This window comes from Burkholderia sp. Se-20378 (genome assembly GCF_017104665.1).
Classification (GTDB): domain Bacteria; phylum Pseudomonadota; class Gammaproteobacteria; order Burkholderiales; family Burkholderiaceae; genus Burkholderia; species Burkholderia lata.
Window position 1 is genome coordinate 1 of record NZ_JAAGPG010000180.1, and the last position, 15,287, is coordinate 15,287.

Sequence of the window (15,287 nt, forward strand, 5' to 3'; positions counted from 1 at the left end):
GCCGAGGCCGACGGGATGCTCGCGGTCTCGGTGCTGCCCGGCTTCTCGCTCGCGGACATTCCCGCGCCGTGCATCAGCATCGTCGTGGTGGCCGATGGCGACCGGACCGCGGCCGATGTGGTGGCCGAGCGCATCGCGCGACAGATCTGGGACGCGCGCGACGACTTCGTCTACCGCAGCGCAACGCTCACCGATTCAGTTGAGCGAGCTGCAACGCTCGCGCGTGGCGCGGATCGCCCCGTGCTGATGCTCGATCACGGCGACAACTGCATGTCGGGCGGCCCGTGCGACACGATGGACCTGCTCGAAGCCGCGCTCGCGCACGGGCTGGACGGGATCGTCAGCGGGCCGCTGTGCGACCCGCAAGCCGTCGCGGCGCTGATCGACGCGGGTGTCGGCGCGACCGTCACGGTATCTGTCGGCAACCGCCTGCCGTCGCACGGCGGCGTGCGGCGCGCGCCGTTTCGAGCGACCGGCATCGTGCGCGCGCTCACCGACGGCGAATACGTGATCACGGGGCCGACCTACACGGGCCAGCGCGCGTACATGGGCCGCACCGCCGTGTTCGATATCGGCGCGGCCACGCTGGTCATCAGCGAGCGGACGCAGGAGCCGTGGGATCTCGGCGTGTTCGAGAGCGTCGGCGTCGATCCGCGCCGCGCGCGCTTCCTGCTGCTGAAGTCGCGGATGTATTGCCGGCCGGTGTTCGTGCCGATCGCGGCTGCGCTGGTCGAGTGCGACAGCCGCGGCGTGACGGGTTCGGACTACGGGCTGTTCCGCTACGAGCGGCTGGCGCGGCCCGTGTATCCGCTCGACGAGGTCGGCGAATGGTCGTCGTCCGGGGCACGCCGGGCGGATTGACGGAACCGGACCGGGCGCGAGACGCCGGATTCGCCGGCTTTCGGGCATCATGCGATGGCACCGACCCGTCGAGCCGCAGGGTCGATGCCATCCATTGTGTCCGCAACCGATCCGGAGAATCGACCGACATGCATTCGAATTCTTTTCGCCCGCGCAGCGCGCACCTGCTCGCCGCGCTGACCCTCGCCACGACGGCCGTTGCCGCCCACGCCGCCGACTGGATCGTGTCCGGCAACGACGGCAAGTACCAGCGCGTCGAGGGCCGCGACACCTATCTGGCCTCGCCGCCGGCCGACACGCTGACGCTGCTCGACGCCAGCACGTTCCCGCCGAAGGTCGCGCTGCAGGTCGACGTCGAGAACGGCATCCAGGGGCCGCCGCAGGCCGTCGCGATCACGCCCGACGCCAAAATCGCGCTCGTCGGCGCGCCGACGCGCTACGACACGGCCGCGAAGCAGCTCGTGTTCGATACGTTCCTGCAGGTCGTGAACCTCGACGCGGCGCCGCCGTCGATCACGCGCATCGAGCTCGGCACGCATCCGCAAGGGATCGCGATCGACCGCTCGGGCAAGCTCGCGCTGGTCGCGAACGTCGACGGCAGCGTGTCGATCCTGCGCATCGACGGCACGAACGTGACGCTCGACGGCAACCTGAAGATCGGCAAGAAGCGGCTGGCCGGGATCAGCTTCACCCATGACGGCAAGCATGCGCTCGTGTCGCTGCGCGACGAGCAGGGCATCGCGGTGCTGAACGTCGACGACGGCAAGGTGACCGACAGCGGGTCGCGCCTGAGCACCGGCGTCGCGCCTTACACGATCGACGTGTCGAGCGACAACCGCTGGGCGGTCGTCAGCAACGTCGGGCTCGCGGGGCTGCCGGGTTATACGGGCACGCTGGCGGGCGACGCCGATTCGGTCGCGCTGATCGACGTGTCGCGCGTGCCGTTCCGCACGGTCCAGTACCTGACGGTGCCGTCGCTGCCGGAAGGCGTCGCGATCTCGCCGAACGGGAAGTGGATCGCCGTGCAGGCGATGGAAGGCTCGAACCTGACGCCCGACAACCCGGGCCGCCACAAGATCGGCAAGGTGCTGCTGTTCGAGATCCGCAACGGACAGGCCGTGAAGGTGAGCGAGTTGCCCGGCGGCGAAGCCGCGCAAGGCATCGTGTTCACGGCCGATAGCCGGCACGTGATCGTGCAGTTCAACGTCGAACGGCAACTGGCGCTCTATTCGGTCGAAGGCGGCAAGCTGCACGATACGGGCAAGCGCATCGCGCTGACGGGCGGGCCGTCTTCGTTGAGGACGTTGCCGCGCTGACGCGCACGGCATTTGCTCGTTCAGTTCCGTCAGCTCATGCGGCGCCTGGATTTTCCGGGCGCCCGTCAATGCACACCCCCTGTGCGCCGCCGTTGCAACGCAACAAATGGCGGAAATTTGTACCCAAAGCCACTTAACTCCGGATTGTTTAGTTAAACAAACTGAAAATTCGGGAAACTTCGTGTAGTGAATAAACAGTCGTTGCGGCACTGTAAGCCCCTGGGAAGCATGTGACGTTCCCGGAGACAGGGCGGTGGAGGCGACGGTTGCGGCGGCAACGATCGTCGCCGGGTATTCGCATGTGACCAGTCGGCGCGGCGTCGCTTGGGGGGACCAGTCGACGTCACGCCGCGCGGCATCGACGTGCCGCGCAGGGCCGCAAGCCAGGCGGCGTGCCGGAATATCGTCGGCGCCGGATCAATCGTTTTAATTAACGGTACTAAACGAAAAAATGAAAAATCCACGACTCTTGCTCGTCGCCGCACTGACTTGCGCGGCGCTGGCCGCGTGTGGCGGCGACGATGTGAACGGTGTCCAGACGGCCAGCAACGGCGCGGGCGACACGCCGTCCACCGTGCCGCCGACCTCGGGCCCGTCCCAACCGTCGCAGCCGTCCCAGCCGGATCAACCGACTCCGCCGAAGCGCACCAACATGGCGTTGACGCAGTTCGTCAATCCGTTGATCGGCACGCAGGTCAACGACGATTCCGGCTACGCGGGCAACGTGAGCCCGGGCGCGATGGTGCCGTTCGGGATGGTGAATTTCGGGCCGAACACGCCGCGCTACAACTTCAACGGCTCGGGCGGTTACCTGTCGTCGGGCGGGTCGGGCGGCACGATCGACTTCTTCAGCGTGACGCACCTGAGCGGCGTCGGGTGCCCGGGGCAGGGCACGGTCGCGATGCTGCCGACCGATGCGGCGACGGCCGTCGCATCGGGCGGCCGGCCGACCGGCATCGGGTACAGCTATGCGGATGAAACGGCCGAGCCCGGGTACTACAAGGTGCGTCTCGCGAACGGCATCGTGACGGAGCTGAGCGCGACTGCGCGCTCGGGCATCGCGCGCTTCACGTACACGAACAAGGACAAGGGCTTCTTCTCGATCGATGCAAAGCTGAACGGCAACAGCGATTCGGGCAGCACGAAGGTCACCGCGAACAACGTCGCGCTGGCGCTTGCGAGCGACGGCAAGTCGATGAGCGGGCAGGCCGTGGCGCCCGCGTTCTGCACGCCGTACGGCACGGTGTGGAATGCGCCCGTGTATTTCTACGCGACCTTCGACAAGCCGCTGCGCAAGCAGGCGGGCACATCGGCGGTGAATACCGCCAGCAATGGCGCGGCGACGTTGCAGTTCGACCTGACCGACGCGGACCGGACCGTCACCGTGAAAGTCGGCGTCTCGTCCGTCAGCGTCCAGAATGCGCAAGCCAACCTGAAAGCCGAGGGCGAGAAGCTCGCGTTCGACGACGCACGCCAGAACGCGTCCGGCCTGTGGAACGACCGGCTCAACACGATCCAGATCGACCAGGCCGCGACACCCGCCGCGCTGAACGCGACGCAGAAGTCGAACCTGACGAAGTTCTACACGGCGCTCTATCGCGTGTTCGGCACGCCGACGCTCTACAGCGACACGAACGGCGAATTCCGCAGCATGCGCCAGCCGAGGAACGCGGACGGCAGCTATCCGAAGTCGGTCGACCAGACCGGCACCATTCCGCCGCGCGCGACCGCAAAGGTCGGCGATTACGCATTCCGGCGCGCCGACGGATCGCAGGGCGGCGCGGGCAACCACTACACGGGTTTCTCGCTGTGGGATACATACCGGTCGCAGGCACAGTTGCTGGCATTGCTCGCGCCGAAGGAATCGAGCGACATGATGCAGTCGCTCGTCGTCGACGCGTTGCAATGCGGCGCATTCCCGCACTGGGTCGACGGCAGCGACGACTCGACGCCGATGGCCGGCGACAACGCGCTGAACGTGATTGCGGGCGCGTACAAGTTCGGTGCGACCGATTTCGACCTGGTGTCGGCTGCCCGCCTGACGAAGCAGTCCGTGTTCGATCCGTCCAGCGCGTGCAACGACCGCACGAGCGCAGCGGGGCTCGCGAATTTCCTGACGGCCCACTACCTGTCGCAGAGCGACGATGGCCACTCGTCGTCGGCCACCATCGAGCGCGTACTGAGCGACCGTTCCGCGGCCGCGTTCCTGCAGGCGCTGCCCGCCAGCGTGCTGAACGCACCGTCGGTGGGCGTGACGGCCGACAACATCGGCTCGCTGTACACGCGGGCCGGGTGGTGGCGCAACATCTTCGACTACCCGAACAAGGTGATCGCCGCGCGCAACGCGCCGCCGGCCGGCTCGGCGCCCGGCACGCTGGGCACGCTCGTGCAGGGCTCGTTCCACGAATCGACGGAACCGAACTACTTCTGGACCTTCGCGCAGGACTGGAGCGCGCTGATCGACGCGATCGGCGGCAAGCAGGCGGCCGTCACGCGGCTGAACAACCTGTTTGCGATCACCACGCCGTTCTCGACCGTGCCATCCACCGGCGACCTGAACGGCGGCGAATCGTCGAACAACCTGTACATCGGCAACGAACCGTCGTTCCAGTCGCCGTGGGGATACAACTGGGCCGGGCAACCGAGCGGCGCACAGTACGTGCTCCCGATCATCATGTCGAAGTCGTTCACGACCGCGCGTGACGGGCTGCCGGGCAACGACGACATGGGCGCGACGTCGAGCTGGTACGTGTGGGCGGCGCTCGGCATGTTCCCGGTCATTCCTTCGGAGGCGGGGCTGGCACTGTCCACGCCGCAGTTCAGCGGGATCACGGTGTGGTTCGGCAACGGCAAGACGTTGCGGCTCGAAAGCGACAAGCAGGTTGCGATGGATAGCTCGGGGCGCCCGTCGTTTGCGTATGTCCAGTCGCTGAAGGTCAACGGCGCGGACTACGCGGGTTCATGGCTGCCGCTGGGCAAGATCGCCAACGGCGGCACGATGAACTACGCGCTGTCCGCGACGCCGACGCAGTGGGCGGCCGCCGACAACCTGACGCCGCCGTCCGGTCCGAACGCGGACTACACGCAGATGACGGCCGGCGGAGCGTCAGCGGCGACGCGCATGCGTCAGGCCGGCGCGCGATAAACACAAGCGGGCACGATGCGCAGGGGCCGCCCTGCGCGCCCGTTGAGACGACACCATCCGGGAGAACGACAACATGCAATCGCAATCGCGCCGGAAATTCCTGTCTTACAGCGCAGCACTCGCCGGCTCGGGCTGGCTCGCGGGCTGCAATGGTGATATCGATCCGGCGTCGGGCGCCGCCGGCACGCCGGGCGCCGATGGCCCGGCGACGGTCACGCCCACCGTGCCGGGCGTGCCGAACGACCCGGAGCACAGCCTGCTGGCCGCGCAGGAACTCGCGACGAACTGGACGTTCGCCTCGGCGCGCAGCCTGCCGGGCGCCGGCGGTGCGCAACTGTCGGGCGCGGCCGGCGTGACGGGCATGATGCCGGCGACGGTGCCCGGCACCGTGCTGAACAGCATGATCGTCAACGGCAAGTATCCCGATCCGTTCTACGGCCGCATCGTCACCGACACCATTCCCGATACGCTGAAGGACACCGACTACTGGTACCGGACGACCTTCGCGGCGCCGGCGCGGCAGCCGGGGCAGCGGCTGTGGCTGCGCTTCGGCGGCGTCAATTACTGCGCCGAGGTCTGGCTGAACGGCGCACTCGTCGGCAGGCTGGAAGGCGCATTCAAGCAGGGTGCGTTCGACATCTCGCGGCTCGTGCCGCAGGCGGGCGGTGCGGCCAGTCTCGCGGTGCGCGTGGTCAAGCTGGATTTCTCCGAAGGACCGCTGCTGCCGAGCTACAAGAGCGGCGTCACGCGCGGCGGGCGCAACGGCGGCCCGACCGGCGTCACGCTGAAGAACGGGCCGACGTTCTTTTGTTCGGCGGGCTGGGACTGGCTGCCGACGATCCCCGATCGCGAGCTCGGCATCTGGCAGCCGGTGACCTGGTTCACGACCGGCGCGGTGCGCATCGCGGCGATCAATGTCGCGCACACGTTGTCCACCGACCTGTCGCGCGCCGAGCTGCGGCTCGATCTCGAACTGGACAACGGCTCGGGCGCGGATCTCGTCGCGACCCTCGTTGGCACCATCGGCAACGGTGCGCCGTTCCGCCACGACATCACGATTCCCGCATCGAGCACGACGATGAAGGTGTCGCTCACGTCGTCGGATATCGCGGCGCTGTCGATCCGGCAGCCGCGCCTGTGGTGGCCGAACGGGTACGGCGAACCGAATCTCTACGCGGTGACGGTCGGGGTCGACGTGGCGCGCAGGCGCTCGGACGAGCGCACGCTGAACATCGGCCTGCGTCGCATCGAATACGCGCGCGACATCGGCATGGGCCAGCAGTTGAGCATCACGGTCAACGGCCTGCCGATCCTCGTGATGGGCGGCAACTGGGGGCTCGACGAGGCGTTGAAGCGCATTCCGCGCGCACGGCTGTTCAACCAGGTGCGGCTCCATCGCGACGCGAACCTCAACCTGATCCGCAACTGGAACGGGCAGAGCACGAGCGACGATTTCTTCGATGCATGCGATCGCTACGGGATCCTCGTCTGGCAGGACTTCTTTTTCTCGACCGAGGGAGACGGGTCGGGCCCGGCCAACGTGCCGCGCGATCTCGACGATATCCGCGACGTGATCGCACGCAACCGCCATCGTCCGTCGATCCTGCTCTGGTGCGGCGGCAACGAAGGTTCGCCGCCGCCGGCACTGGTCAAGGGGCTCGACGCGCTCGTCGCCGAGCTGGACCCGCAACGCCTGTGCCTCACGAGTTCGGCCGGCGATACGGGCGCCGGCGCGGTGAACGGCTATTCGTCCGGCGGCCCGTACAACTGGGCGTCGCCGCAGGCCGCGTTCAGCCGCGGATACGGCACGACGTCGGTTGCGTTTCACAACGAAGTCGGCTCGCATTCGATCCCGACGCTCGAATGCGTCGAATCGATGCTGCCGCCCGGCTCGTACGAATGCCCCGATGACTTCTGGGCCGATCGCGACATGAACGGCAACGGCGCGTACTACCCGGCGGTCGGCAAGCAGGGCGGCGCCGGGTACATCGCGATGACGGCGCTGCGCTACGGCACGATCCGGAATCTCGCGGATTTCGTGCGCAAGGCGCAGATGATGAACTACGAATGCATCCGCGCGATCTACGAGGCGAACGCGGCCGTGATGATCGGCCCGGTGGCCGGGAGGATCACGTCGCCGGCCACCGGCGTGATCATGTGGATGACGAACCCCGCGCAGCCGAGCTTCGTGTGGCAGATGTACAGCCACGACCTCGAGGAGCATGCGTCGTTCTTCGCGGTGCAGCACGGATGCCGCCGCGTCAATGCGATTCTCGATGCCGGCACAGCCGACGTGACGATCGCGAATCACACGGCGGCAGCCGTCACCGGCCGCGTCGAGATGCGCATCTACAACCTCGACGGCACGCTGAACAGCCGGACGACCGCGGATGTCGGCGGCGTCGCGAAGGCGTCGTATCGCGTGGTGGCGAATCTCGCGTCGGCGCTGGCTGCCGCGAAGTCGGACGTGTGCATCGTCGCGCTCGCGCTGACCGATTCAGGCGGCAATACGCTGGCCGAGAACGTCTACTGGCGGCAGCGCGACGGGGGCGACAACGCATACACGTCGCTCGACACGATGCCGGGCGCGGCCGTGTCGGTCAGCGCATCGTCGGCCGAGGCCGACGACGTGACGACGCGCATCACGGTCGACGTCGCGAACATCGGCGCCGCCGTCGCGCTGATGACGCACCTGCAGGTGTTCGATCCGTCGACCGGCGCGCGGGTGCTGCCTGCGTTCTACAGCGACAACTACCTGAACCTGGTGCCAGGCGGGAAGCGGCGGATCACGATCGACCTGCCGCATGCGGGCGGCGCGCCGGTGTCGCGCGTCGCGCTGCGCGTCGACGGCTGGCGGCTCGATCGCCCGAACTGCCGGCTGGGGCTCGGCGGCGTGCCGGTCGTGTTCAACGAGCGCGCGCTGGCGGTCGCGCCGGCGGTGCCGACGTTCGCGGCCTGCTGATGGTGACGTGTGCGTGATGCCGCGCAAGCGGCGGCGAGCCGGTGAAACGCCGCGTGCATGCGCGCGGCGTTCGTTGCCTGCCGGATGGCCGGCAGGCTGCTACTGCTTGAGGAATGAGGCGAGCCAGCGCGGTGTCGCCGCGCGATCGAAGACGACGTGCAGCGACGGATTGAATGCGCCATATTCGAGCCCGTGGCGTTCGGCAAGCAGCGTCAGCGATCGGGGCGTATGAAACGAGAGGTGCCCGTTGCGCGGCATGCAGTACCACCACTGATCGATGCCGTCATCGAGGATCTCCTGGGTGATCAGCAACGTCTGGAACAGCAGCGCGCCGCCGGGCTTCCGGTAACGCATGATCTGGTCGAAGAGGTCGAACGGTGCCGGATGATGCTCGAATACCTCGAACGACACGATCGTATCGAACTGGCCTTCGGGTGGAACCGGGTGCGAGAACGGATCGTACGACGTCACGTCCGTGAAGCCGCGCGATAACAGTTTCCGTTCCAGCAGGCCCAGCCCCGAGCCGAAATCGAGCACCCCGTCTTCCCGCATTTCCGGAAAGCTGTTGCAGATCAGGTCGGCCTGCTGTTGCGGACGGATCTCGAGATACTCGGGGTCGTGGCGCGCATAGTCGTCGTTATAGACATGCTGCGCGAAATCGTCGTGGGTCCAGCTGTCGAACATCGGGGCCCACGTGAAGCCGCATTGCTCGCAAGCGTGGTAGTAGACCGGAACCCCCGTATACGGGTCGACTTTTTTCCGGCCATGCAGTCGGCGCCGCCGCGCGAGAAATCGACCAGGCCGCAGAGGGGTGCGTGGGCCGCACACACTTTGCAGGCAATGGCCGCCGGGTGGCGATTCAGGTCGTGACTCAAATCCCGTTCTCCTGTTCGCCAGCGAGGCGTGCGTGTGACGGATGGTGCCGGAGACGCTATCACGGTCGCATCGGCCGTCGCGACCGCACGCGGCGGCGTGGCCAGGCGTGTCTACGGACGCAGCAGGTCGAACCCGCCGAATACGACGACACCGCTCAATACGATCATCGCGACGGAGTGCTGGCCGAAGTAGAGAATCGCGGCGGCAAGCCACGTCGTGATGCAGAAGGCGCCGATGCGGGCCATCGTGTGTTCCCCGAATGCGTGATGAAGGGCGTGCGCGCCGCACGGCGTTCACCGCCCGAAACGGCGAGCGGCGCCCACCGGCGGACGAAAAGGGCGACCCGCGCAGCGACGACCGCGGCGCCGGCACGTGTCGGGTGCCACGCCCGGAAGGGCGGGAGTCGAGGCCGGCGGCGTTGCGCACGCGTGCCCGGAGGCGACCGGCGCGCGCATCCCGCTGGCGAAGCCGCGATTTTACCAGCGCCACCGTGCCGCCAATCTGGCCCTTTCGTGGCCAAAATGCGGTGATCTTCCGTCAAATCAGTCCGGCCCCGATACTAAAGTTTTGTGTGACGAATGCCGTAAACGAGTTGGAAGGCAGTTTCCCCCCAGTCACGATTCGCTTACCGACATACGGACCGACACGATGCAGATCGATTTCTCCACGACCACACGCTCCCCGCTGGCGGACGGCAGCCTGAACGCGAACGCTTCGTCCGGCGCCACGGCGGCGACGTCGGCCACGCCCGCCGCAACGTCATCCACCGATGGCGCGACGGGTACCTCGGGTGCAACGAGTACGACGGGCACCACGGGCACGAAGGATGCGACCGGCGCCTCTGGCCAGACGCTTGGCGCATCGGGCGCGTCGTCGGACAGCCCGGCGGTCGCCCAGCTGAAAGCGCTGATCGACCAGTTGCAGAAACAGCTGGCCACGATCGAGCGCCAGATGGCGAGCGCGGCGCAGCGCGCGAAGGACGACCCGGCCGCGGCGATCGAACAGCAGTCGCTGAGTGCGAACGCCAGCGCGATCTCGGGGGCGCTTTCAACCGCGATCTCGCAACTCGCGGCGGCGATCGAGAAATCGGGCGGCTCGCAGGCGGGCGGGCTGGTGTCGACGCAGGCCTGACCGGCCGCGGCCGCGTCGGCCGCACGCATTACAATCGCAAGCACGTCTCTCTCGAAAGGACGGCTGAACGATGAATGCGGAACTCAACGACGACGACCTCGCCCGCTTCGAGTCGCAAGGCGGTACGCCGCTGCCGGCGGCCGACGAACAAGGATGGCTGGAACACGACGGCGCGCGCATCTGGCACGCGTCGTTCGGCCAAGGCCCGGCGGTCGTGCTGCTGCACGGCGGCCTCGGCCACGGCGGCAACTGGGGCAACCAGGTGCCGGCGCTGCTCGCGGCCGGCTATCGCGCGATCGTGATCGACAGCCGCGGCCACGGCCGCAGCACGCGCGACGACCAACCCTATTCCTACGAACGCATGGCGTCGGACGTGCTCGCGGTCCTCGACGCGCTGCACGTCGACCGTGCGCGCTTCGTCGGCTGGAGCGACGGCGCGTGCATCGCGCTCGTGCTGGCCGATCGCGCGCCGGAACGGGCGGCCGGCGTGTTCTTCTTCGCGTGCAACATGGACCCGAGCGGTACGAAGGAGATCGTGCCGGGCCCGCTGCTCGACCGCTGCTTTGCGCGGCACCGCAAGGACTACGCGGAACTGTCCGCGACGCCGGACCAGTTCGACGCCTTCGTCGCGGCGGTCAGCGAAATGATGCGCACGCAACCGGATTACCGCGCGCAGGATCTCGCGGCGATCGCCGTGCCGGTCACGATCGTGCTGGGCGAGCACGACGAATTCATCCGGCCCGAGCACGCGGCATACCTGGCGCGCACGATTCCGGGCGCAACGCTGACGACCCTGCCCGGCGTGAGCCATTTCGCGCCGCTGCAGCGGCCTGCGCGGTTCAACGCGGCGATGCTGGCGTTTCTCGAGCGGCTGCCGGGGTGAAGGTCGCGCGGCCCGCTGGCGGCCGCGTTATCCACCGCATTGCCGATTTCATCAGTTCGACGAAAGCGGTCCTACCCGGTCCTGTTCGGTGTGCGGGTCGAAAGACAGCGCGACGCGGCCGAAAAGTATCGCTGGGCTGCGGACAAGAGAGTGGGCCTGAAGTGAATGCGGTGTCTCGCATGATCGAGATACCAACGCGGCGTTGAACATTCTCCGATGCGGACGTGCATCGCCAGGCGTGGGAACCCCCTGCCGCCCGGCAGGAACGGCGCCAAAAGTTTTTCTTTAGGCTCGCGCAACATATCGTCGATTGTTGGCGGCGGGCAGGCAGGGGATAGTCCTGCTTCGGCAGGCCGGCCACTGCGATTTCCGCATGGCGCGGCCGGATCCGTTGTCCACGCAACCATCAGAAATCAAAGGAACCGCAACCATGCGATTCAACGCGACACGCTTCGCCGCGACCCTGTTCGTCGCCGCGTGCGCCACCGCCACGGCCGGCCGCGCGGCCGCCGCCACCCAGGACGACCTCCACGACACCGTGACCCGCTACATCGCGCCGCTGATGAAGCAGTACGCGATTCCCGGCATGGCGATCGGCATCGTCGCCGACGGCAAGCCCTACGTGTTCGACTACGGCGTGATGTCGACGCAAACCGGCAAGCCCGTCACCGGCGATACGCTGTTCGAAATCGGCTCCGTCAGCAAGACGCTGACCGCGACACTCGCGGCCGACGCGCAGGAGGGCGGCGAACTGTCGCTGGCCGACCCGGCGGGCAAGTACCTGCCCGCGGTGCAGGGCAAGCCGTTCGGCGTCGTGACGCTGCTCAATCTCGGCACGCACACGCCGGGCGGCATGCCGCTGCAGGTGCCGGACAGCATCCGCGACGACGCGGGCCTGATCCGCTATCTCGACGCGTGGCGGCCCGCGTATGCGCCGGGCACGTATCGCACATACTCGAACGTCGCGATCGGGATGCTCGGGTGGCTCACCGCGAAGGCGATGCACAAGGATTTCGCGGTGCTGATGGAGCAGCGGCTCTTTCCCGCGCTCGGGATGACGCACACGTACATCAACGTGCCGGAAGCACGCCAGGCCGACTATGCGCAGGGCTATACGCAGGACGGCAAGCCGATCCGGATGACGGGCGGCATGCTGTGGCAGCCGGCCTACGGCGTGCGGACCACGGCGGCCGACCTGCTGCGCTTCGTGCAGGCGAACATGGGGCTGATCGAAACCGCGCCGCGCCTGCAGCGCGCGCTCGAGCGCACGCACACCGGCTATTTCCGCGCGGGGCCGCTGACGCAGGACCTGATCTGGGAACAGTATCCGTATCCGGTCGCGCTGCCGACGCTGATCGAAGGCAACTCGATGAAGATGCTGCGCGACGGGGTAGCGGCCACCGCGATCAAGCCGCCGCTCGCGCCGAGCGCGGATACGTGGATCAACAAGACGGGCTCGACCAACGGCTTCAGCACCTATGTCGCGTTCGTCCCCGCGAAGCGGATCGCGATCGTGATGCTCGCGAACCGCAGCTATCCGAACGAGGATCGCGTGAAGGCCGCGTACGGGATTCTCGGCGCGCTCGACGGCCGGCGGTAACGTTTCCACCGAAAAGTCGGCCGTTTCACCCGGCCGGCTCTCCCCAAAAAAACTGATACCTGTATCGGCGCGCTTCTGCAAAACGAAATACGTGCATCGCATCCCCTGAGCAGAATCCGGGCAGATCTCCGGGCGTGTCCGGATAGTTCAGTCAGGGGGAAACATGAGGAAGACCACTCTCGCGCGGCTGCTGTGCGGGCTGACCTTGGTCAGCGCGCTCGGCGCATGCGGCGGCAACATGGATGGCACGGGCGCGGCAGGCGCGTCGGCGAACGCGGCCGGCGGGTCCGGCGGCACCGACAACGGCAAGGGCAACGGCGGCAACCCGCCGGGCCAGCAGGTCGCGAACCGCGCGCTCGTGATCGAGCTCGACGGCGTCACCTATGCGGCACTGCAGGCCGGCATCGCGGGCGGCACGCTGCCGAACCTCGCGAAGCTGCACGTCGCGCCCGCCTACAGCGGCGGCGTCAACGGCCTGCTGTCGCAGCAGCCGAACCTCGACACGCCGAGCTGGGCCACGCTGCTCACCGGCGCGTGGGGCAACCGTCATCAGGTGCTGTCCGACGCACCGAACCAGGCGCTGCAGGCGCCGACCACCTTCGACACGCTGAAGACCGCGAACGCGGGCCTGCTCGGCGCGGCCGTCGGGTCGCCGGCGCTCGCGTCGTTGCTGACCACCGGGCGCAATGCGGGCAGCCTCGACACGCTCGCGAACTGCGCGGCGGTCGACAGCTGCGTCACGCAGCAAGGCGCCACGATGATCCAGCAGGGCTACTCGCTCGTCGTCGCGCAATACCACTCGGCGCAGGATGCCGCGCTGAACTACGGCCTCGGCGCGTCGGCGTACGCGAATACGCTGCAGCAGCTCGACGCGGCCGTCGGCGCGCTCGTCGCCGAAACCGCGAAGCGCAACAAGGAGAACTGGCTGGTGGTCGTGACCGGCGGCCACGGCCTGAACGCGGCGGGCGGCAGCGACGGCCTGCCGCTGCTGTCCGAATCGACGACCTTCATCGCGATGAACCAGGCCGACAACGGGCGACTGGGCAGCGCCGCACAGCCGGCGTCGCTGGCCGACCTGCACACACGCGCCAGCATCGCCGATGTCGCGCCGACCGTGCTCGCGCAACTCGGCGCGCTGCCCGCGCCTTCCGCATATGAAATGGACGGCGGCGAACTGATCGGCACGCAACCGGTGTCGCAGCTCGCCGGCGCGGCGAGTACCGACGGCCACAGCGTCGTGCTGACGTGGGCGGCGCCCGCGAGCGGCGCGATCACGGTGTACCGCGCGGGCCAGCAGATCGCGACGCTGCCGGCCGGCACGACGACCTACACCGACAGCAATCTCGGCCTGACCGCGGCCGGCACCTACAGCTTCGACTACGTGGTGACGGCGGGCGGTGCGCCGCTCGGCAATATCGCGCAGATCGCGTACGTGCCGCCGCCGCCCCCGCCGCCGCCGCTCGCGACGACGCTGAAGAACGGTCTTGCGTCGTACTATCCGTTCGGTGCGCTGCCGGCCGTCGATGCGCTGAACGCGAGCACGATGGGCCCGTTCTCGGCCGCCGCGAACGGCGGCTCGCTGACCGCCGATCCGTTCGGCGGGCAGGCGCTGCAGGTGACGACGCAGACCGTCGACACGAGCGGCTACGATGGCTACAAGCTCGTGCAGAACGCCGATATCGCGACGCAGGCGCAGTTCACGATCGGCATGTGGCTGAAGACGCCGTGTACCGACGTGGTCGGTTTCGGCACGCCGGTGTTCGCGAACAAGAACTGGCAGAGCGGCAAGAACGCGGGCCTCGCGATCGGGCTGTTCCCGCAGGCGTCGGGCGCGCCGTCGGGCACCTGCAACATCCAGTACAACGCGGGCGACGGCACCACCCGCAACGACCTGAAGACGATGAGCGTGACCGCGAACCAGTGGGTGTATGCGGCGTTCGTGATCGACACGGTCGGCAAGACGATGACCGCCTACACGTTCGACCCGGTGCTCGGCGAGCAGAAGCAGAGCACGCCGCTCACGGTGTCGGCGGCCGCGCTGCCGGGCCTCGGCACGAAGACGTTCGGCGTGAACGAGGACGGCACGGGCCAGTACCACATGCTCGCGTGCGGGTACCCGGCGAGCCACTACAGCGGCGGCTACACGGTGAACGCGTGCACGACGGTCAAGCCGAACGTGGAGAGCTTCTCCGACGTCGCGATGTGGAACCGCGTCGTGACCGAAACCGAACTGCAGTCGGTCGCGGGCTCGGGCAAGCCGCTGTCGACGATCCTTCACTGACGGAGTGCCGACATGACCCTGACGAACCTGCGCCGCGTGCGCGTCGCGCTTGCCGCCTGCGTGCTGAGCGCGCTGGTCGCCGGCTGTGGTGGCGACGATTCGGGCGGCACGGCCGCCAGTGTTGCGAAGGCGAGCGCCGCGCCGGCAGCTCGGCAGAGCGTCGTGTAGGGAAAGCGTGTGCGCCAGCGTGTGCGTGTAGTGGCTCGCCGGGCGCTTAATAACAAAAACAACA

Annotated in this window: 11 protein-coding genes and 1 pseudogene; 10 read left to right on the forward strand and 2 right to left on the reverse strand. The window is 67.9% G+C overall.

Annotated features, from left to right (window positions below; genetic code table 11):
• The 4 genes from G3N93_RS19535 to G3N93_RS19550 all read left to right on the forward strand — a co-directional run.
• Positions 1-861, forward strand: an 861-nt coding sequence (locus G3N93_RS19535) for an MlrC C-terminal domain-containing protein (protein WP_206133744.1), incomplete at its 5' end; no start/stop codon positions are given.
• Between the two features lie 128 nt (positions 862-989).
• A complete protein-coding gene (locus G3N93_RS19540; RefSeq protein ID WP_206133745.1) occupies positions 990-2,177 on the forward strand; it encodes a YncE family protein in 1,188 nt (395 codons plus the stop codon).
• Positions 2,178-2,628: 451 nt separating this feature from the next.
• A complete protein-coding gene (locus G3N93_RS19545) occupies positions 2,629-5,322 on the forward strand; it encodes a glycoside hydrolase domain-containing protein (protein ID WP_241026605.1) in 2,694 nt (897 codons plus the stop codon).
• A gap of 73 nt (positions 5,323-5,395) precedes the next feature.
• A complete protein-coding gene (locus tag G3N93_RS19550; protein WP_206133746.1) occupies positions 5,396-8,284 on the forward strand; it encodes a sugar-binding domain-containing protein in 2,889 nt (962 codons plus the stop codon).
• Between the two features lie 99 nt (positions 8,285-8,383).
• Here G3N93_RS19550 and G3N93_RS19555 read toward each other — a convergent pair whose 3' ends face one another.
• Together G3N93_RS19555 and G3N93_RS42040 are read right to left on the reverse strand one after the other, a co-directional pair.
• Positions 8,384-8,968: a class I SAM-dependent methyltransferase gene (locus G3N93_RS19555; protein ID WP_241026606.1), complete on the reverse strand. Its 585-nt coding sequence runs from the start codon at positions 8,966-8,968 to the stop codon at positions 8,384-8,386.
• Positions 8,969-9,270: 302 nt separating this feature from the next.
• Entirely contained in the window at positions 9,271-9,405 is a 135-nt protein-coding gene (locus tag G3N93_RS42040; protein ID WP_006767081.1) for a hypothetical protein, read from the reverse strand.
• A gap of 403 nt (positions 9,406-9,808) precedes the next feature.
• Between G3N93_RS42040 and G3N93_RS19560 the strand changes: the two genes are divergently transcribed.
• From G3N93_RS19560 to G3N93_RS19585, 6 genes and pseudogenes are all read left to right on the forward strand, one after another.
• Entirely contained in the window at positions 9,809-10,291 is a 483-nt protein-coding gene (locus tag G3N93_RS19560) for a hypothetical protein (RefSeq protein ID WP_174933612.1), read from the forward strand.
• A 70-nt stretch (positions 10,292-10,361) separates the two neighbouring features.
• Positions 10,362-11,174, forward strand: a complete 813-nt coding sequence (locus G3N93_RS19565) for an alpha/beta fold hydrolase (protein ID WP_206133747.1) — start codon at positions 10,362-10,364, stop codon at positions 11,172-11,174.
• Positions 11,175-11,220: 46 nt separating this feature from the next.
• Positions 11,221-11,463, forward strand: a pseudogene (locus G3N93_RS19570) (zinc ribbon domain-containing protein); the annotation flags it as partial.
• A 141-nt stretch (positions 11,464-11,604) separates the two neighbouring features.
• Entirely contained in the window at positions 11,605-12,774 is a 1,170-nt protein-coding gene (gene ampC, locus G3N93_RS19575; protein WP_174933608.1) for a class C beta-lactamase, read from the forward strand.
• Between the two features lie 163 nt (positions 12,775-12,937).
• Positions 12,938-15,055, forward strand: a complete 2,118-nt coding sequence (locus G3N93_RS19580) for a hypothetical protein (protein ID WP_206133748.1) — start codon at positions 12,938-12,940, stop codon at positions 15,053-15,055.
• 12 nt (positions 15,056-15,067) lie between these two features.
• Positions 15,068-15,223 carry a hypothetical protein gene (locus G3N93_RS19585; protein ID WP_206133749.1) on the forward strand — a complete coding sequence of 52 codons (156 nt, stop codon included), beginning with the start codon at positions 15,068-15,070 and terminating at the stop codon, positions 15,221-15,223.
• Positions 15,224-15,287: the final 64 nt, after the last annotated feature.

Coding starts and splice junctions, on each gene's coding strand:
- G3N93_RS19540 (WP_206133745.1), top strand. CDS start 990: ATGCATTCGAATTCTTTTCGCCCGCGCAGCGCGCACCTGCTCGCCGCG.
- G3N93_RS19545 (WP_241026605.1), top strand. CDS start 2,629: ATGAAAAATCCACGACTCTTGCTCGTCGCCGCACTGACTTGCGCGGCG.
- G3N93_RS19550 (WP_206133746.1), top strand. CDS start 5,396: ATGCAATCGCAATCGCGCCGGAAATTCCTGTCTTACAGCGCAGCACTC.
- G3N93_RS19555 (WP_241026606.1), bottom strand. CDS start 8,968: ATGTTCGACAGCTGGACCCACGACGATTTCGCGCAGCATGTCTATAAC.
- G3N93_RS42040 (WP_006767081.1), bottom strand. CDS start 9,405: ATGGCCCGCATCGGCGCCTTCTGCATCACGACGTGGCTTGCCGCCGCG.
- G3N93_RS19560 (WP_174933612.1), top strand. CDS start 9,809: ATGCAGATCGATTTCTCCACGACCACACGCTCCCCGCTGGCGGACGGC.
- G3N93_RS19565 (WP_206133747.1), top strand. CDS start 10,362: ATGAATGCGGAACTCAACGACGACGACCTCGCCCGCTTCGAGTCGCAA.
- ampC (WP_174933608.1), top strand. CDS start 11,605: ATGCGATTCAACGCGACACGCTTCGCCGCGACCCTGTTCGTCGCCGCG.
- G3N93_RS19580 (WP_206133748.1), top strand. CDS start 12,938: ATGAGGAAGACCACTCTCGCGCGGCTGCTGTGCGGGCTGACCTTGGTC.
- G3N93_RS19585 (WP_206133749.1), top strand. CDS start 15,068: ATGACCCTGACGAACCTGCGCCGCGTGCGCGTCGCGCTTGCCGCCTGC.